The following is a 17,312-nucleotide window of genomic DNA, read 5'->3' as shown; positions in this document are numbered from 1 at the left end:
ATCGACAGGGCGAACGTTGACTGATGCGGCACTAGTCAGTTGCCGGCACCCGGTTGAGAACCTGCACGGAGGTGAAGCTCCAGCCGACCAGACGCGGCCCACTCCAGTTGATGCCGATCACGAGTCCGTCCCGGTCGGCCTCGGGCAGTACGCGTTCGTACGAGGTGTCCAAGGGCATGGATTCACCGCGTAGCCCATGCCCCCAGATCTTCCTGCCCGTTGGGCGCGGGCCGAGGTCGACCGGAACGGAAGCCTTCGCGTGCCGTCCTCGGAGAGGTGAGTCGGGCTTCCGTCGTCATCCCGTATAAGCCAGACCACTCGGCTCTGGCGGACATCTCGGAAGAATGCTGCCGCTTGGGGCAAGGTGGCAAGCCGGCGGGCGCGGCACGATGACCCCGGTGTCAGAAGGCGGCGAGAGCCGGTGATCCGGCTGCGGTGTCGAGAACGGCTCGACGGCTCCGTCCCAGGGACATGAGCGGCCGCGAAGGGCCGCGTGGCAGAGGAGGAAGACGATCATGGACCCCAAGCAGATCGAGCAGGAACTCGCTGACGCACACGAACTGTTGGACCAGGCGTCCATGGCGCGGCTGGCGTACAACGGACTCGACGGGTTGCCGCGTGTCATCCCGATCGGCATCTTCTGGACCGGCGAGGAGATCGTCATGTCCACCGCGGCCACAGCGCCCAAGGTAAAGGCGCTGTCCGTGCGTCCCGAGGTTGCCCTGACCATCGACGCCGGCGACAGCCCGGGCTCGGCCAAGACGCTGTCGGTGCGCGGCGTGGTGCACCTGACCATCGTCGACGGGGTGGTGCCGGAATACCTCGCGGCCGCTCGAAAGAACTTCGACGCCGAGTACGCGGCCGAGTTCGAGCGGAACTGCCGGGCTATGTACGACCAGATGGCGCGTATCGCGCTCGAGCCGCAGTGGGCGCGGTTCTACGACTTCGGTGCCGGCCGCATGCCCGCGTTCCTCGCCGAACTTGCCAAGAAGTCGAGCTGACCATTCCGCCTTGGCATGGCACGCGGTCCCGTCCCACGCCGGTTCCGCCTCCGGCGTCGACACTTGCAGCCCTGAGGGTAAGTGGCCCACTGGACATGAGTGCAATTGGCCCAGATGTCTGGGCTGCTTTCCTCCTAATGTCGGAAGCGTGATCACGACAGCACCTGTCAGCCGTGCTGTTTCCGCGGCTGTGTGCGGCAGCGGGGCGTACGGGCGCTGGGGCTGGTCATGGCGGGCGGCCGGCTTCTACGGGCCGACGCCTGCGCCTCCCTGGCGCGATGCCCGCTCCCTGCACGTCCCCCGACGCAGAGGAACCCCTCATGCAAGCCATCACCGTCAAAGACCGTGACGCCGGTGTCAGCGGCCTGACCCTCGCCGAGGTCCCCCACCCGCACGCCGCCGAGAACGACGTGATCGTGGAGGTCCACGCCGCCGGATTCACCCCCGGTGAGCTGGACTGGCCCAGCACCTGGACCGACCGGGCCGGTCGCGACCGTACCCCGTCCGTGCCCGGCCACGAGCTGTCAGGCGTGGTCACCGAGCTCGGCTACGGCACCACCGGCCTGACCATCGGGCAGCGCGTGTTCGGCCTGACCGACTGGACCCGCAACGGCTCGCTGGCCCAGTACACCGCGGTCGAGGCCCGCAACCTCGCCCCGCTGCCGGCCGACGTCGACCACGTCACGGCCGCCGCACTGCCGATCTCCGGACTCACCGCCTGGCAGGCCCTCTTCGACCACGCCCATCTCACCACCGGCCAGAGCGTGCTCATCCACGGCTCCGCCGGCGGCGTCGGCTCCCTCGCCGTACAACTGGCCCGCGAGGCCGGCGCCCGGGTGATCGCCACCGGCCGGGCCGCAGACCGCGACACCGCTCTCGGCCTGGGCGCGGACACCTTCGTCGACCTCCAGGCCGAGAAACTGGAGGACACCGGCGAGGTCGACGTGGTGTTCGACGTGATCGGCGGCGAGGTCCTCGAACGCTCCACCGCACTGGTCCGTCCTGGCGGCACCCTTGTCACCATCGCCGAACCGGTCACCGTCCACCCCCACGACGGACGAGCGATCTTCTTCGTCGTCGAACCAGACCGTGCCCGCCTGGCCGACCTCGCCCAGCGGCTGCGGGACGGCAGCCTCAAGCCCATCATCGGCACCGTCCGCACCCTCGCCGAAGCAGCCTCCGCGTTCGCACCGGACAAGCGCACCCCCGGCAAGACAATCATCCGCGTCACAGAAGCCTGAGCCGGAAGGGGCCGAAGGAGGCGACGCAGAGCCAGCTGTGTCAGCCTCGTGTGCCGCGCGGTCGGACCGGCCCCCTATCGGGTACACCCGATGCCCGGCACGCGACGGGAGAGCCGACTGTCCAAGGGAGTTGTACTGCTCAGAACCCATCGCAGCCGGCCACACGGAGGGCGGCGATGGCGCTTCGCTCACGTATGCGCGTGTGCTCCGAACAACGCCTGGGGCCAGATCAGGCCTTCGAAAGCGCGGTCGGCCGCCCTGCGGACCTGGAGCGGCTCCGGTCGCTCCGGGCCCCTGGCAGGGGCGACCGCAGGCCGCCGACATGACCCGTCTGCTCCCCGCTGGCAAAAGGGACCACACCGCGACGGTCGCTGCCCGGTTCGAGGAGCCACCGGCCCAGCCCACCACGGCAGCCTCACCCTCCGCGTCGCGGCCGGATCAGCGTTCCCGCCGGTCAGACGAACGCGCTCTCCCCAGTGATCGCCTTGCCGACGATCAGCGTGTTCATCTCTCTGGTTCCTTCGAAGGAGTAGATCGCCTCCGCGTCCGCGAAGAAGCGTGCGACGTCGTAGTCCAGGACGATGCCGTTGCCTCCGAAGATCTCCCGCGCCCAGGCCACGACTTCCCGCATACGAGCGGTCACGTGGGCCTTCGCCAGTGAGGAGTGCTCGTCCCGGAACACCCCGGAGTCCTGCAGCCGCGCCAGTTGCAGGAGCATGCCCCAGCTCGACGTGATGTTGCCCAGGCTCTTCACGAGCAGATCCTGCACGAGCTGGAAGCCGGCTACCGGACGACCGAACTGCTGGCGCTGCGTGGCGTAGCGCAGCGCCAGTTCGTAGGCGCCGATCATGACTCCCAGTGCCTGCCAGGCGACACCGCTGCGCGTGGCGCGCAGGATCTCCGCGACGTCACGGAAGGAGGAGGCGTTCTGCAGCCGGTCGCTTTCCGGGACGCGGACGTCCTCGAGCTTGATGTCCGCGTTCTCGACCATGCGCAGGGAGGTCTTGTTCGCGATCTTCTCCGCCGTGAAGCCCGGAGTCCCCTTGCCGACGACGAACCCCTTGACCTGGTCGTCCTCGACGTCCCGGGCCCAGACCACCACGTGGTCGGCGAACGTCGCGTTGCCTATCCAGCGCTTGGCGCCGTTGAGCACCCAAGAGTCGCCGTCCCGTCGGGCCGTGGTGCGCATGCCGGCCGCGATGTCGGACCCGTCGAGCGGCTCGGTGAGCGCGAACGCCCCGACGGTGTCCATCCTGGCCATCCCGGGCAGCCAACGGTCGCGCTGCGCCTGGTCGCCGCCTGCTTGGACGGCGTACATCGCGAGGCCGTTGTGGACACCGAAGAAGGTGGCGACGGAGGCGTCGACCCGGCTCATCTCCATGGCCATCATCCCGGTCAGCAGGTGGCTGGCCACGGGGCCGTGGTCGCCGTAGCCCTCATACGGCAGTCCGACCAGCCCGCTCTCCCGGAACCGGCCGATCAGCTCCTTGGGGAAGACTCCCTCGGCCCAGTGCTCGGCCACCAAGGGCGCGACCTGATCCCGCATGAACTCCCGCGTCCTGACCAGGACCTTTCGCTCCTCAGGCGAGAGGGCGCTTTCAAAGTCGTAGAAGTCGGCGGCGTTCTGCGAATCCGTATGCGTAGTCATGGATCCCGTCTTCCACGCTTACGCCGTGTAATGCGTGCGCCGGGAGTGAGTCCTGTCGCCTGCCGAGGCGTGCCGGGTCGCAGCGCGCAGCGGATTCGATCCTAGGCTGCCGGTCGTGCGGGTACTTGGCGTGAGCAGTGAGGACGAGATGGTCGCCTGCTTGTTGGGCGCCGAGTTGTCCAGCCGGAGGTTCGGTCCGGGCGTCAGGTCTCGTCTGGTGAAAGCCGGGCAGGCTGAGCAGTTGCTGACTCATCCGGACCTCTCCGACGCCGGAGCCAACCTCGCGCGTCGCTGGCTGCTGGCTGCGACTCGTGGGTACGGCGAGAATCGCGACCTGTTCGAGAACTTCCCCAGGTCTACGGGCGTTCGATATGCCCAACGAACCGTTCGTCGAGGCTGCCCGGGCGTTCGCCGCAGGTGAGAGATTTCCTCCGCTCCGGGCCACTCGCAACGCCGCACGCACCCGAACTAGGGCCGCCCGACCAGGGCCACGACTTCGCCGGCCGCCGCCGGGGGGACGCTGGTGTTCTCCGCGCGGACTTTCAGATACGCCTCGATGGCACGCTCGTTGCGTTGGAGCACGTCGATGCGGCGCTTGATGGCGGCGAGATGACGACGCAGCCCGTCCAGCTCCGTCACGTCGATGTCCGGGCAGGTCAGGGTCTCCCTCTCGTCCTTCTGGGCATCGAGACAGGGCAGGACCTCGCGGATCATGTCCGTCGTCAAGCCCGCTTCCAGCAGTTCACGGATCTGCAGGACCCGGTCGACGGCGGGCTCGCCGTAGCTGCGGTATCCGTTGGGTGCCCGCCACGGGGTCAGGATGCCGACCTCTTCGTAGTAACGAAGCAGCCGTGGCGCCACTCCGGTCTTCGCAGCCAGCTCGCCGATCTTCATAGCGTTCTCCCTCGCCAGGTGGTCGCGAGGCCGCCGTTCCGTCGTCCCGAGGGGTACTGGTCCGCCGTAGGTCAACCTTGACATCAGTGTAAAGGTTGAGATCGGGCTTGACGTTCACACTAATGTCAATCTTTAGCTTCGGTTGCGTAGCTGAAAGACAGCTCAGCAGCGCAAAGGGAGTTATCACCATGTCCAGCATGCCCGCCTTGACCAAGGCTCTGACAGGACGCACCGTGCTCGTGACCGGAGGGTCGAGGGGTATCGGTGCGGAAATCGCCCGTGAATGCGCACGCGAGGGTGCGCACGTCGTGATCACCTACCAGAAGTCGCGCGAGCGGGCCACGGCCGTTGTCGCCGAGCTGACCGGCCTTGGGGCGAAGGCGCTCGCGGTGCAGGCGGATCAGGCCGTTCCGCACGAGGCGTCGACCGCTGTGGAGAAGGCCGCCGAATTCTTCGGGGGCCAGATCGACGTACTGGTGAACTCGGCCGGCATCGCCGTCATGGGCACCGTGGACCAGCTGGATCTCGAACTCCAGGAAGGAGTGGAGCGGATGATGGCGACCAACGTGATGGGAACCATCGTCACCACGCACTCCGCAGCGCGTTTTCTGACCGCCGGCGGGCGCGTCATCCTGGTGGGAAGCACCGTCGCCCACCATGTCCCCGTCCCCGGTGTCGCTGAATACGCGGCGAGCAAGGCCGCGATCAATCAGCTCGGGCGGGGGTGGGCGCGCGACTTCGGCTCGCGGGGCATCACCGTCAATGTGGTGCAGCCTGGTGCCACCGACACGGACATGAATCCCGCAGACGGACCGAATGCGGCTCCCCAGGCAGCCATGACGGCACTGGGACGCATGGGCACCCCCGGCGACGTCGCCAAGGCGGTCGTGTTTCTCGCCAGTGAAAAGGCCGCCTACATCACCGGCGCGCTGCTGACGGTGGACGGCGGATCCAGTATCTGAACCGGATTCGGGAGTCCGTGACATGCGGGGCTCCGGTGCGTCGACGCCATTGACGGCATTGGAGCCTCGCGGCCTTAACACCGGAACGACCGTCGTGCTCCCGCCCCGCCCTTCTCCCCTGCCGGTCTTCACTCCGGCGTGAGGAATCCGCGGTGAATTCTCTGCGGGTCGCCGTGGGCCGAACTGGAGAAGTCCTCGTAATCCATGTTCGCGATAGCCAGATTGCCGACCATTTCGGCCACGGCGGTGGGCAGAATCCGGAATCGGCTCGTGAACCCGAGCCCGGGGATCTCGTGGTCCTCGTCCCGCATGTCAGGGTCGGTGCTCACGGCGAGCAGGGAGTTCTGCTCGCCGTACATCGTGTCCGCATCGGCCAGGAACACGACGTCGTGCAGGTCGGGCAGGTGGTCGGGCAGCGCGGCCAGGACCTCGTCGGCGTCTGCGCCCGCCCACCCGGCGCCCTCGACCACATGCCACGAGGACTCGACACCCTCAGCCCACGACTGCCGCAGGCCCGCGGCAACCTTCTGCCACGCGCCGTCATTGGAGTAGTCGGTACGGATCACGACCGCGTCCCACTCCGTGACCTGTTCCAGATCGACGGCCGGACGCCGCCCGTGCGAACTCGCCATGCCCATGGATCACGCAGCGGAACGGCCGGCGGTTCCCCTTGCATCCCGGGACACCGACTCAGGTGCCTCTGACGGAAGTTCGGGACAGCGGCCTACGGCCGTGGACGGCGCCGCGCGGCTTGGCGTACCGGCCAACGATCAGAGGGGAAGGTTTGCAGTGCCGTCGCCGCACATTGCAGCCGAATTCAGTTCGCACTGCAGTGCGCAAATTTCATATGATCTCGACGCGAGGCGGTGCCGAAGGGGCCGAGTGCCCGCCCAAGAACCTCGGAGAATCCCGATGCGCCGTCCTCTCGTGTTCGTCGCTGCCGCCGCGCTGCTGTGCGCGGGCTGCTCCTCGGCCGACGCCGGAAGCCACGACAAGGCCGCGGCCGCCTCACCGTCCTCCACATCGTCCTCCGGTTCACGCTCCGCCGTACGAGCAGCCGTCGCGGCTCTTCGCGCGGACAGCGCCGGGTTCCGCCAGGAGATCGAACTGGAGGGTGAGGGCCAGGTCTACGGCCTCACCGTCGCCGGCGGCTTCGACTTCGCCGCGGACAGGGGCCGCCTGTCGGTCGACCTGCCTGGCGGCGCGATCGACCACAGCGACCAGGTCTTCGCTGACGGCAAGATCTACATCAGCGGCGTCCAGGGGGTCGGCAAGGATGCCTGGGGGGTTCTGCCCCGGGACAAGGCGCAGGCCCACTACCTGCTGCGGGCCCCGCTCAACGATCCGGAGCACGTCCTGCAGCAGATCGCCGCCATGCGTGAGATCTCGCGGGAGGGCGAGGAGAAAGTCCATGGGGTGCGCGCCGTGCGCTACCGCGGCATCCTCGACCACCGGACCGTCACGCTGCGCATGGCCCCGGATGTCCGCACGAAGACGGACCAGGCCCGCGACATCCTTGGCAGCGACCTCCCGGTCTTCGCGGACGCGTGGATCGACGATCGGGGCCGCCTGGTGCAGACCCGCATGAGCGCCAACCTGTCCGGTGCGCAGGTGACGTTGACCATGGCCCTGTCGGACATCGGCGAGCCGGTCCGTGTGACGATTCCGAAGGCCGCGGACACGATCCCCGTGAACGAGGTCAGCGGCATTCTGAACGGTTGAGCCGGACGGCCGCCGGGCAGCTCTGCGGCCGGCCTGCCGGCGCCTCATGAGGGTTCCGTTCGTGCCTCTGCCTGCTACGGAACACCGAGTTCGAACAAGGCGTAGCCCGCGTACGAGCCGGAAGCGAGGGCCGCGACGCCGAGCAGCGTGAACTGGTGGGCGAGGCTGAGGCGGCGCAGGGCGACGGCGAGTGGGAGGAAGAGCGGGAAGGCGGGGAGCAGATAGCGGGAGACGTTGCTGAATATCTGCTGGCTGCCCAGGATGAGAGCGAGGGTCAGGACGGTGTAGACCAGCAGCATTGCTGGGGGACGCAGTCGGATCAGCAACGGAAGCAACGCGAAGGCCAGCAGGACGACTCCGACGCCGATCAGGTCGGCGAATGGCCACGCGAACAGGTAGTCGCGCTGGCCGACCGGGACGGACGTGAGGACGTCCAGGGTCTGCCGGCCGTAGTCCCACTCGTGGGCCCAGGCGCCGGACTGGAGCTTGAAGTAGCCGGTGTAGTCACCCATTCGATGCCCCACCCAGCCCAGGTAGGACAGCAGGCCGATCGGAGCGACGGCCAGCGCAGCCATCGGACGGAGGACGCCGTCCTGTCGCCGGCGGAGCGTGAGCATGGCCGCTACGGCGACCGCTGCGAACAGTGCTACTGCGGTGGGCCGGTTGAGCCCGGCGGCGCAGGCGAGCAGGCCGGCGGTCAGCCAGCGACGGCTGATGACGGCGTGGCAGGTCCAGGCGGCCAGGGCCACGTAGAGCGAGTCGGAATAGACCGCCCATTCCACGCCGGAGCCGGGCCATACGGCCCACAGCCCGGCTGCGGCCAGGCCGGCCCGTCGGCCGGCGAGGTGTTCGGCGATGGCGTAAATGCCGAGGGCAGCGGCAAAAGAGGCCGTGATAGAGACGAGCAGGCCGGCACCGTACAGGCCGAGGCCGGTGGCCTCGGAGGTCAGCCGCATCAGCGCCGGGTAGAGCGGGAAAAACGCCGCCGAGTTCCCTTCGAGAGTGATCAGGCCCGTGGCGCCACGCACCGGGACCAGCTCGGGGTGGTACCCGTGCGCGGCGATCTGCTGGTACCACCATCCATCCCATGAGGCCAGGACGTCCCAGGGATGCTCGCCTCCCCCGAAGCGCGGGTTCTTCGTCCGGTACTTTCCCGCGGAGTGCAGCAGGCACATGAAGGAGACGAAGCCGATCAGCTTCAGCGTGCCGTACATGGCCAGGACGGGGCCAAGGCGTTTCGCCGTGCGCGCCAACTGCCGCCGCCGGTCTGGGCTTTGGGGGGCGAGGTGGTCGTGGAGCCGCGCGTTCCAGCTGCTCGTGTCGGTGACGGTCGTGGTCATGCGCGGAACACCCATGCCCGGAGGAGGAGAAAGCGCAGCAGCGTCGCGACCAAGTTGGCGACAAGCAGGGCGATGAGTTCGGTGCTGTGCGCCGCCGACGGGGTCACGTGGTGCAAGGCGGCGAGTGATCCGCTGGTGAGTACCAGTCCGATCAGAAAGACCATCAGGCCCCTGGCCTGATGGCGCAACACCCCGCCACTGCCGCGAAGCCCGAAGGTGAAGCGTCTGTTCGCGGCCGTGTTGGCGACGGCGCACACCAGCAGTGCGATGGCGTTGGCGAGCTGGCCTCCCGCCGCTGGGCGCAGCGCCGCGTACAGGAGCAGGTGTCCGAAGGTGCTCACCGCTCCTACCGCGGCGAAGCGCGCGAGCTGGGTGGTCAGTCCGTCCGGGGGCCCGGCGCTGTCGGTACGCCGTAGTTCGGCGTGCGGCAGGGCACCGCGCGCCAGTGCTCCACCGATCCTGGCGATGCCGCGCAGGTCGGCCAGCGCTGTGGCCAGGAGGTCGACCCGGCTGTCCGGATCGTCCACCCAGTCGACCGGCACTTCGTGGATGCGCAGCCCGGCACGCTCGGCGATCACCAGGAGTTCGGTGTCGAAGAACCACCCGTTGTCCTGCACCAGGGGCAGCAGTCGTGCAGCCACATCACGCCGTATCGCCTTGAATCCGCATTGGGCGTCCGAGAAGCCGACGGCGAGGGTGGATCGCAGAAGGGCGTTGTAGCAGCGCGACGTGATCTCACGTTTCGGTCCGCGCACCACGCGGGAACCGGGGGCGAGGCGGGTGCCGATGGCTATGTCGGAGTGCCCGGAGATGAGCGGGGCGACAAGCGGTAGCAGCGCCGTCAGTTCTGTCGAGAGGTCGACGTCCACGTACACGAGCACGGGGGCCGGCGACAGCGACCAGGCGGCGCGCAGGGCGCGGCCGCGGCCCTTCTCGGACAGTCGCAGCCACTCCGCTTCTTGCAGTTCGGCGGCCAGTCGGGCAGCGATCTGCGGGGTCCGGTCGGTGCTGGCGTTGTCGGCGATGGTGATGCGGAACGGGTAGGGAAAGGTCTCGCGCAGATGTGTGTGGAGTCGGCGCACGCTCGGCTCCAGATCCGCCTCCTCGTTGAACACCGGGACGACCACGTCCAGTACCGGCTCCGACTGGTGCGCCCGTACCGGTGCGCGTTGCGGCAGCCCGTTCAGGTCCTCCAGCTCGACCGGGTATCGATTCCTCACAGTTGTCCTTCTTTGTGCTTTGGCGCAGGGCGTGCCTGGGCACCCGGAGCAGCGGTGTGCTCCGGGGTCACGGCACTTTGGATTAGGGGTTTGGACCAGGGGGTTTGGATTAGGGGTGCGGACTACGAGCGGGCTTGTGGCTCCAGGGGGCCCATCACCCGTAGTCCGAGGACATGGTGGACGTGGGCACTGACGTTGCGTCCGTCGACGGATCGCTTTGCGTGTTCTCCGTGCTCGATGGCGGAGGCGACGTCGTCGTGGGCGGTGGCGCGGAGGTCGTGCCTCCCGTCGCCCCCGGGGGACCAGTCGTTCCCTCCGTACCGGTGGCCGAAGAAGTCGGCGTCGAGGAGGGGGACCCTGCCGGTGCTGTCGGGCTCGTCGCAGGCTCGGGGCGGGGACTGCTGGGCTCCACGCTGTGTGGCCTACCGGGCAGCAGGAACAGCGCGACACCGAGGCCGGCGATGGCCAACGCAAAACCGCCGACCTGCTGAAGGGTCCGGGTGCGGCGGCGGGTCCGCACGCCGGCCCGGAGACGTTCCCGGTGCCGCGGTTCGAAGGGAGCGTGCTCATGGGTGCTGTGCATCAGTTGCGCCAGCTGCCGCTCGAAATGATCCATGGCATCCTCCTTCACTGCACTGGCTCGATGACGTCGGCCAGGATCTGCCGCAGCCGCGCCACTCCGCGGGCAGCGTGGGAACGAGCCGTGCCCACCGGGCACCCGAGCGTCGCCGCCACCTGCCCTTCGGGCAGGTCCTGGTAGTAGCGCAGCACCACCGCCACTCGTTGCTTCGAGGTCAGCTGGGCGAGGGCTGCCTCCAGTCGCGAACGCTCCGCCACGTCGGACGACACATCGCCGACCGCTGCCGCCTCGGGCAGCTGTTCAACGGGGCGTTCACCCCACCAGCGCCGTTGGCCGGACCGTGCCGCCGCACGCACCATCACCTTGCGGACGTACGCCTCGGGCGCTTCCTCTCCGACCCTGGACCAGGCGAACCAGAGCTTGACCAAGGACTCCTGCAACAGGTCCTCCGCCCTGTGCCGGTCACCTCCCACGAGCAGACGAGCGAGGTGGAGCAACACCGACCAGCGGGCCGCCACGAACTCGTCGAACTCACCTGCCCGGGCCTGCCCCATCCGCGCTGTCCTTGCTCTCGCCACTTGCCTACACAAGGGAAAAGGCACCGGCATACGGCCCACGCTGCGCTCGGAGCCCGTGATCTGGGCCACATACGCATACGACGACGTGTGGAACGGGGCGGAGCACATGCGAGAGCGCGGCCTTGAGGTGGTCCCGCGCGCAAGCAGGGGTGCATCGTCGGTGCCCCGGAGAAAAGAGAGTGCGGTCGGCTGAGCAGGGGTGATAGGCAAGCGATGTGACAGAGAGTCTTGAGTTTTCCGCCCTGCTGCGACTGATCGACGAGCGGTCGGCCGCGTTCCGGAGTGCGGTTGCCGCCGCGCCCGGCCTTGAGGCGCCGGTGCCGTCCTGCCCCAAGTGGACGTTGTTCGATCTGGTGCAGCACCTGGGTACGGGCCAGCGCTGGTGGGCCGCGATCGTCGCCGCGGGCCCGGCCGAGACTCCGCCGGCCAAGGATGCCGCGCAGGCGCCGCGCGAGCTCGAGGCGCTGCTGGCCTGGTACGCCGAGTCGAACGAGCTGCTGCTGAGCGCGCTGCGCGAGGCCGGCCCGGAGCGCGAGTGCTGGACGTGGTGGAGCGCCGGCGTGTCGCCGGCGAATGCCCGGGGCGTTGCCCGGCGCCGGGTGCACGAGGTGCTGGTGCACACCTACGACGCCCAGCTCGCCGCAGGCGCCGTGCGGCCGATGCCGGCGGACGTCGCGATCGACGGCGTGGCCGAGTTCCTCGACACCTGCAACTCCACCCCGGCGGCCTGGCCGCACGAGGCCGCCACCATCCACTACCACGCCACCGAGGGCCGCTCCTGGCTCCTCGCGCTGGACGGCACCGGCGCCTGGCCCGCACCCCTCACTGACGGCGTCGCGCCCGCCTCCGCCTCGGCCACGGGCACGGCCGAGCAGCTGCTCCTCTTCGTATGGGGCCGCCTCACGCTGAGCGACCTGAAGATCGAGGGCGACCGCCGGGTGTTCGAGCAGCTGATCGCCTGGGAGCCCGAGGAGTAGCCAGTCAATACCGCCGGCGGACGGCCAGTACGGCCTCGTGCGGCTCGGGCACAAGGGTTTTCCGCAGCCACGTCATTCCATGAGTCATGTCCGGTGATTGCTGCAGGTCCCTAAGACTCTCCGAGGGACGGATCCCCTATCGAGGCCGAGCGGTCTCTTCCCGGCCCGGCCATTCGAACGGCCTATGCGGAATCGTGCGGAGTTCGCCCTCTGCCCATGATGGATGGGATCCGACCGGCAAGGCGTGAGGGATGACGATGCTGCGAGACGACCACGGCCGTGGACTTCGAGCCATCGTGGCCACCTTTGGCTTGGCCGTGTCTGCCGTTTTTCTGACCGGGTGCGGAGACGGGGACACGGACTCCTCGCCTGCACCGACAACCAGTAGCCCGAATACTGCGTCGTTCTCAGGGTTGCCACCGTCCGCGCTGGCTTCCCAGGCGGCTTCCGCGATCGCTTCCGCTCATGCCTCGGCTTCGGCGGCGGCCTCCTCGGCATCTGCCCGCGCCTCCGAGTTCGAGGCATCCGTCGAAGCCGAGGCCGCCCGCGCCAGTGCCGCAGCGGAAAAGGAACTCAAGGATGTCCACGGGCGCGGCAACGCGGTGTCCGAAGTCGGCATGAAGGGCCTGCCCAGGAACGAGACAAGCGGGCTGCTCGCCGTCCTGGTCACGATCACCAACAAGACGAGTGACACGGCCTCGTATGCCGTTCAGATCGATTTCGAGGATTCGTCGGGGAAAGTCGTGGAGACGAGATTCGTCGGCGCGGAAGACCTCGATCCGGGCGAGCAGGAGCAACCCATCGCCTTCAGCCGGCAGCCTGCGGACGCCAATCTCACCCCCCGTCTCGCCAAGGCACAGCGCTATTGACGTCACGGGTGATCGACTGAAGAAGGGCCGGCGGGTCGGTGGGGAGACGGTGAGTGCACCCAACCCCGGCGGCGCGCACCCCTAACAGTTGTCAGGCGCGTGCGTGGCGCGCGGTGGTGGCTCCATGAGCGACCTCTCGGTCCTTGCGTTCCGCCCCCGCGACCGGCCCCATGCGCCGCAGCCACCGGCTGGACAGCGCCAACAGGCCGGTGAAGACCGCCAGTAGCAGGACGGACGTCCACATAGGGCTGGTGCCTGGGGACGACCACGCCGTCACGATGCTCGACGCCGCCCACAGCAGCACACCCGCGGCGTACAACGCACGCATCCGACGCAACTGCCGTACGACCGGCCAGGACCCCAGGGACTCGCTCTGTGCAGCCATGGGACGCCGGGTACCCGTTCGCTCCCTTTCACACCTGGAAGCAGAGTTCCGCTCCGCAACCAAGGCGACCCGTGAAGAAGCGTGAAAACGCGGCATGGCCTGGGCGTAGGCTTCGGTCCGCAGGGGACACGGGGGGCGGAGTGCATGAAATCTGAAGCTGCATCGGGGTGGGCGTCGACACTCGACGCGGTTGTGGTGTACGCGCAGGGTGCGCTCTGCACCCGGGTGGCCACGGGAACCGTCCCGGCGGACGGCCGGGTGCGGGTGACGGGGCTGCCCCGGTCGATGGACGCCGGCTCACTGCGGGCGAGGGTCGTGGGCGATCGCGGCGTACGCGTTACCGAGGTGCGCGTGGCGGTCGATGCCGAACCGTCCGGCCCCGACACCGTCGGCACTCTGCGGCGGGAGATGGAGCGGCTGCGCGACGCGTGTGCCGCAGCGCAGGGGCGGCGTGACCGGCAGGTGAACCTGATCGCGGAGGTGGCGGCGCTCCGTCCGGTTCCGCCGGCCCGCAAGCGCGAGGACCCACCGCGCCGCACGGCGGCCGATGCCTGGCTGCGGCTCGCCGACTTCGTCGACGAGCGGCTGCGAGGGCTCCATGACCGGCTCTTCGAGCTGGAGGAGGAGCTCCGCCGGGTCCAGCACGAGTTCTCGGTCGCCACGGACCGCTGGATGCGTGCCTCCACCGACGTTCCGTCCGAGCATGTCGCGACCACCGTCGTCGCACTCCTGACCCTCGACGGAAGCGGGAGCGGGGCCGTGGAAGTGGAGCTTGAGTACGGTGTGCCGGGGGCTGTCTGGGTACCGGCCTACCGTCTGACCCACCGTCAGGGCGACGACAACGGCACTCTGGTGTTGCGTGCTTCGGTCGCCCAGCGCACCGGAGAGGACTGGAACGGGGTGCGCATCGCCCTCGCCACCGCGGACCTGCGGCGCCGCACCGATCTGCCGAGGCTGCGTTCCATCCGGGTGGGACGCCGACAGCCCGCCCCCGCGCCCGCCGGCTGGCGCGAGCCCCCCGCAGGGCTCTCCGACCTCTTCTCCGGCTACGACGCGGCGGGCCCCCGTCCCACTCCGGCCGTCATGCCGGTCCCCGTGGTTGTGCCTGCGCCCGGCCCCGTCCCCCCATTGCCGCCGCCCGCACCTCACGGGTACGGCATGCCCAGCCCGGAGTCGACCGGCGTCGTCAGCGCTCCCCCGGCAGCCTTCGGCGCCGTACCGCCACCGCCGCCGCCCGCTCCGCAGGGGTACGGCATGCCGCCCGCCGCGTTCCCAGAGCCGTCCGGTCCCGCCGCTGCTCCGTCGGCGGTCTTCGACACCGCCGTGCCCCGCCCGGCACCGCCGGCCCGCTCAGGACTGCCGAGTGCCGGGGCCGGCCGTATCGCCGGTCCTCCCCCCATCGCCCCGGCGGCGGCCCCTCCACCTCCCCCGCCGTCAGCGCCTGTGCAGTCCGGTCCGCCACGGCCGAGCGGTGCGGAGCTCGACTACGCCGGGCTCGAGCTGTCCGGCGCGGACGAGCCCGGCGGCCGAAGAGGCAGGCTCTTCCCCCACTCTCCCCACGACCCGGTGGCGGACGAGCACCGCCGTCGCGCCGAGGCGGTGGCCGCGCTGCCGTTGCCCAACCATGCCGTGCGGCCCCGCGAGTCGGCGGGCTCCTTCGATCACCGTTACGACGCCGTCGCCCGCGCCGACATCCCTTCCGACGGGACCTGGCACACCGTCACCGTGACGGAGGTTCCCGTCGGGTTGCGCACCGAGTACCTCTGTGTGCCCTCGGTGGAGCAGACCGTCTACGCCACCCTCGTGCTCTCCAACGCCACCGACCAGGCCCTGCTCGCCGGTCCGGTGGAGGTCACCAGCGACGACGACTTCCTGACGACCGCCGCCCTGCCCACGCTCGCCCCCGGCGGCGTCCGCCGCATGGGGCTGGGGCCCGCCGAGGGCATCCGGGTCACCCGCCGCACGAACCTGCGCGAGTCGACCTCGGGGCTGCGCAACACCACCACCGTGCTCGCCCACCAGATCCATGTGGAACTCTCGAACCGGCTCGCGCAGGCCGTCACCGTCGAGGTCCACGAACAGGTTCCGGTCACCTCCGAACCGGATGTGCGGATCGACGAACACGCCGACTGGACGACGCCCGAGCAGGACGGCGGACCCGACCGGCATGCCCCGGGCACCCGCGTCTGGCGAGTGGACCTGCCCGCCGGCGGCAGCGCCTCCCTCGACGGCGGCTACGACATCCGCATCCCGGCCGCCAAGGCCGTGGTCGGCGGCAACCGCAGGAGCTGACACCATGCCCACGGACACCCAGCCGATCCCCCTGCCGGTCACAGCCGTCACCTGCCTGGAGGACCGCGCCCACATCGAGCGGACTGCCGAACTCGACCTGCGCGCCGGCGTCCAGCGGCTGCGACTCGGGCCGATCAGCGCACTCGCGGTCGACCGCAGCCTCCACGCGGAACTGACGGGCGAGCGTTCCGCGACCGTTCTGGACGTACGGATCGTCCGCGCCTGGACGCCTCGCGGGCCGCTGCCCGCCGACGACGATTCCGCCCTGCGGACGCGGATCCGCGTCCTCGAGGAGGAACAGGTCACGGTCGGCCACACCCGTGACCGGCTGCGCACCCGTCTCGACCTCCTCGGCCGCCTGGCCACCGATCTGCTGCGGGACATCGCCGAGGGAACGGGTCACGGCGAGACGGACGAGGCCCGCTGGACCCGCGAGCTGGACCGGGTCGACGCGGAGCGCGACTCGTACGGCGAACAACTCCGCACCGCGGAAGCACGGTTGACGGATGTCGCGGGCGAGCTCGTGCAGGCCCGGGAGGCCATCCACCTCGCCGAGGAGCGACCCGCCGAGCTGGTCGGCCATGTCGAGCTGACCCTACGGACCGAGGTCGCCGAGCAGGTCCGGCTGCGGCTGACCCATCTCACCTCGTGCGCATTGTGGCGCCCCGCCTACCGGGCCGTACTGGACGGGGGCTCGGTGACGTTGGAGACCGATGCGACGGTCTGGCAGCGCACCGGCGAGGACTGGTCGAACGTGCGGCTCACCCTGTCGACGGCCCGCTCGGCGCTGACCACCGACCCGCCGCGGCTGACCGAGGACCGTCTCACCCTCAAGGACCGGTCCGCCGCGGAGCGCCGCACTGTCGATGTGGAGCTGCGGGAGGAGGAGATCGCGGAGCTGGGTCCGGTCCCGGTGCTCGGCCTGCCCGGGGTGGACGACGGCGGCCAGACACGGGTGCTGCACGCGCCCGCTGCCGTGTCCGTCCCTTCGGACGGCCGTGCCCACCGGGTGCCGCTCACCGCGGTCACCGCCGTGGCGAGCAGCGAGTTCTCCTCCTCGCCCGAACTGTCGCCACTGGTCACGCAGGTTGTCCGGTTCGACAACACCTCCGGTCACGCGCTGCTGGCCGGGCCCGTGGACCTGGTGCGCGGCAGCGGCTTCACCGGCCGTGGCACGCTGAGTTTCACCGCGCCGGGCGCCCCGGTCGAGCTGGCCTACGGCAGCGACGACGACTACCGGGTGATCCGGCACACCGAGGAGTCCCGCGACACCGCGACGTTGACACAGCGAACCGTGATCACCCACACGGTCCGCCTCAATGTGTCGCGCTTCTCGGCTCCGGGACAAGGCGGTGAGCGGATCGTCACGCTTCGGGAGCGCATTCCCGTATCCGAGGTCTCGGCGGTCGAGGTCCGCCTGCGCAAGGACGCCTGTGCACCGGAGCCCGACGAGGTCGACGCCGACGGCATCGCCCGCTGGGACCTCCGCCTGGCGCCCGGCGGACACGGCACCGTCACCCTGGTCTACGAGATCTCCGCGAGCGGCAAGGTCGCGGGCCTGTGAGCCGTAGGTGATGGGTGGGGGCGGCAGCCCAAGGCTTCC

General features: G+C 69.6%; 16 protein-coding genes. 8 read left to right on the top strand and 8 right to left on the bottom strand.

Annotation, left to right across the window (positions count from 1 at the left end):
- Nucleotides 1-31 precede the first annotated feature (31 nt).
- Complete coding sequence (locus PGH47_RS41925; protein WP_271667876.1) at nt 32-178, bottom strand: hypothetical protein; 147 nt, start codon at nt 176-178, stop codon at nt 32-34.
- Nucleotides 179-515: 337 nt separating this feature from the next.
- Here PGH47_RS41925 and PGH47_RS41920 point away from each other — a divergent pair, with 337 nt between their 5' ends.
- The gene (locus PGH47_RS41920) at nt 516-1,001 is read left to right on the top strand and encodes a pyridoxamine 5'-phosphate oxidase family protein (protein WP_271667875.1); all 486 of its coding nucleotides are present in this window, start codon (nt 516-518) and stop codon (nt 999-1,001) included.
- A gap of 320 nt (nt 1,002-1,321) precedes the next feature.
- Nucleotides 1,322-2,242 carry an NADP-dependent oxidoreductase gene (locus PGH47_RS41915; protein WP_271667874.1) on the top strand — a complete coding sequence of 307 codons (921 nt, stop codon included), beginning with the start codon at nt 1,322-1,324 and terminating at the stop codon, nt 2,240-2,242.
- A 454-nt stretch (nt 2,243-2,696) separates the two neighbouring features.
- Here PGH47_RS41915 and PGH47_RS41910 read toward each other — a convergent pair whose 3' ends face one another.
- Both PGH47_RS41910 and PGH47_RS41905 read right to left on the bottom strand, forming a co-directional pair.
- A complete protein-coding gene (locus tag PGH47_RS41910) occupies nt 2,697-3,890 on the bottom strand; it encodes an acyl-CoA dehydrogenase family protein (protein WP_271667873.1) in 1,194 nt (397 codons plus the stop codon).
- 468 nt (nt 3,891-4,358) lie between these two features.
- A complete protein-coding gene (locus PGH47_RS41905) occupies nt 4,359-4,784 on the bottom strand; it encodes a MerR family transcriptional regulator (RefSeq protein ID WP_271667872.1) in 426 nt (141 codons plus the stop codon).
- Between the two features lie 188 nt (nt 4,785-4,972).
- Between PGH47_RS41905 and PGH47_RS41900 the strand changes: the two genes are divergently transcribed.
- A complete protein-coding gene (locus tag PGH47_RS41900; RefSeq protein WP_271667871.1) occupies nt 4,973-5,746 on the top strand; it encodes an SDR family NAD(P)-dependent oxidoreductase in 774 nt (257 codons plus the stop codon).
- A gap of 128 nt (nt 5,747-5,874) precedes the next feature.
- Here PGH47_RS41900 and PGH47_RS41895 read toward each other — a convergent pair whose 3' ends face one another.
- Complete coding sequence (locus tag PGH47_RS41895; protein ID WP_271667870.1) at nt 5,875-6,378, bottom strand: DUF6924 domain-containing protein; 504 nt, start codon at nt 6,376-6,378, stop codon at nt 5,875-5,877.
- Nucleotides 6,379-6,658: 280 nt separating this feature from the next.
- Here PGH47_RS41895 and PGH47_RS41890 point away from each other — a divergent pair, with 280 nt between their 5' ends.
- Entirely contained in the window at nt 6,659-7,468 is an 810-nt protein-coding gene (locus PGH47_RS41890) for a hypothetical protein (protein ID WP_271667869.1), read from the top strand.
- Nucleotides 7,469-7,542: 74 nt separating this feature from the next.
- On the opposite strand, the gene PGH47_RS41885 is transcribed toward PGH47_RS41890, so the two are convergent.
- The 3 genes from PGH47_RS41885 to PGH47_RS41875 form a co-directional block, all read right to left on the bottom strand.
- Nucleotides 7,543-8,808: a hypothetical protein gene (locus PGH47_RS41885; protein ID WP_271667868.1), complete on the bottom strand. Its 1,266-nt coding sequence runs from the start codon at nt 8,806-8,808 to the stop codon at nt 7,543-7,545.
- Complete coding sequence (locus PGH47_RS41880) at nt 8,805-9,995, bottom strand: bifunctional glycosyltransferase family 2/GtrA family protein (RefSeq protein WP_271668288.1); 1,191 nt, start codon at nt 9,993-9,995, stop codon at nt 8,805-8,807. Before PGH47_RS41880 ends, PGH47_RS41885 begins: the two co-directional genes overlap by 4 nt.
- A gap of 660 nt (nt 9,996-10,655) precedes the next feature.
- Nucleotides 10,656-11,162, bottom strand: coding sequence for a SigE family RNA polymerase sigma factor (locus PGH47_RS41875; RefSeq protein WP_030943112.1), 507 nt, complete (start codon nt 11,160-11,162; stop codon nt 10,656-10,658).
- Between the two features lie 239 nt (nt 11,163-11,401).
- Here PGH47_RS41875 and PGH47_RS41870 point away from each other — a divergent pair, with 239 nt between their 5' ends.
- Both PGH47_RS41870 and PGH47_RS41865 read left to right on the top strand, forming a co-directional pair.
- A complete protein-coding gene (locus PGH47_RS41870; RefSeq protein WP_271667867.1) occupies nt 11,402-12,163 on the top strand; it encodes a maleylpyruvate isomerase family mycothiol-dependent enzyme in 762 nt (253 codons plus the stop codon).
- A 257-nt stretch (nt 12,164-12,420) separates the two neighbouring features.
- Nucleotides 12,421-13,032 (top strand): hypothetical protein, encoded by a 612-nt coding sequence (locus PGH47_RS41865; RefSeq protein WP_271668287.1) that lies wholly within the window; start codon nt 12,421-12,423, stop codon nt 13,030-13,032.
- Nucleotides 13,033-13,123: 91 nt separating this feature from the next.
- On the opposite strand, the gene PGH47_RS41860 is transcribed toward PGH47_RS41865, so the two are convergent.
- Entirely contained in the window at nt 13,124-13,417 is a 294-nt protein-coding gene (locus tag PGH47_RS41860) for a hypothetical protein (protein ID WP_271667866.1), read from the bottom strand.
- Nucleotides 13,418-13,561: 144 nt separating this feature from the next.
- Here PGH47_RS41860 and PGH47_RS41855 point away from each other — a divergent pair, with 144 nt between their 5' ends.
- Both PGH47_RS41855 and PGH47_RS41850 read left to right on the top strand, forming a co-directional pair.
- Nucleotides 13,562-15,709 (top strand): DUF4139 domain-containing protein, encoded by a 2,148-nt coding sequence (locus tag PGH47_RS41855; protein ID WP_271667865.1) that lies wholly within the window; start codon nt 13,562-13,564, stop codon nt 15,707-15,709.
- Between the two features lie 4 nt (nt 15,710-15,713).
- Nucleotides 15,714-17,273, top strand: a complete 1,560-nt coding sequence (locus PGH47_RS41850) for a mucoidy inhibitor MuiA family protein (RefSeq protein WP_271667864.1) — start codon at nt 15,714-15,716, stop codon at nt 17,271-17,273.
- Nucleotides 17,274-17,312 lie beyond the last annotated feature (39 nt).

The organism is Streptomyces sp. HUAS 31, assembly GCF_028198125.1.
Taxonomy (GTDB): domain Bacteria; phylum Actinomycetota; class Actinomycetes; order Streptomycetales; family Streptomycetaceae; genus Streptomyces; species Streptomyces chartreusis.
Note: the sequence above shows the minus strand (reverse complement) of the source record. Positions and strands in the feature narration are given on the sequence as shown.

Excerpts from the sequence above, each read along its gene's own strand:
- PGH47_RS41885 (WP_271667868.1), bottom strand. The coding sequence starts at position 8,808 with ATGACCACGACCGTCACCGACACGAGCAGCTGGAACGCGCGGCTCCAC.
- PGH47_RS41865 (WP_271668287.1), top strand. The coding sequence starts at position 12,421 with ATGCTGCGAGACGACCACGGCCGTGGACTTCGAGCCATCGTGGCCACC.
- PGH47_RS41890 (WP_271667869.1), top strand. The coding sequence starts at position 6,659 with ATGCGCCGTCCTCTCGTGTTCGTCGCTGCCGCCGCGCTGCTGTGCGCG.
- PGH47_RS41895 (WP_271667870.1), bottom strand. The coding sequence starts at position 6,378 with ATGGCGAGTTCGCACGGGCGGCGTCCGGCCGTCGATCTGGAACAGGTC.
- PGH47_RS41915 (WP_271667874.1), top strand. The coding sequence starts at position 1,322 with ATGCAAGCCATCACCGTCAAAGACCGTGACGCCGGTGTCAGCGGCCTG.
- PGH47_RS41875 (WP_030943112.1), bottom strand. The coding sequence starts at position 11,162 with ATGGGGCAGGCCCGGGCAGGTGAGTTCGACGAGTTCGTGGCGGCCCGC.
- PGH47_RS41910 (WP_271667873.1), bottom strand. The coding sequence starts at position 3,890 with ATGACTACGCATACGGATTCGCAGAACGCCGCCGACTTCTACGACTTT.
- PGH47_RS41920 (WP_271667875.1), top strand. The coding sequence starts at position 516 with ATGGACCCCAAGCAGATCGAGCAGGAACTCGCTGACGCACACGAACTG.
- PGH47_RS41850 (WP_271667864.1), top strand. The coding sequence starts at position 15,714 with ATGCCCACGGACACCCAGCCGATCCCCCTGCCGGTCACAGCCGTCACC.
- PGH47_RS41905 (WP_271667872.1), bottom strand. The coding sequence starts at position 4,784 with ATGAAGATCGGCGAGCTGGCTGCGAAGACCGGAGTGGCGCCACGGCTG.
- PGH47_RS41925 (WP_271667876.1), bottom strand. The coding sequence starts at position 178 with ATGCCCTTGGACACCTCGTACGAACGCGTACTGCCCGAGGCCGACCGG.
- PGH47_RS41860 (WP_271667866.1), bottom strand. The coding sequence starts at position 13,417 with ATGGCTGCACAGAGCGAGTCCCTGGGGTCCTGGCCGGTCGTACGGCAG.
- PGH47_RS41855 (WP_271667865.1), top strand. The coding sequence starts at position 13,562 with ATGAAATCTGAAGCTGCATCGGGGTGGGCGTCGACACTCGACGCGGTT.
- PGH47_RS41900 (WP_271667871.1), top strand. The coding sequence starts at position 4,973 with ATGTCCAGCATGCCCGCCTTGACCAAGGCTCTGACAGGACGCACCGTG.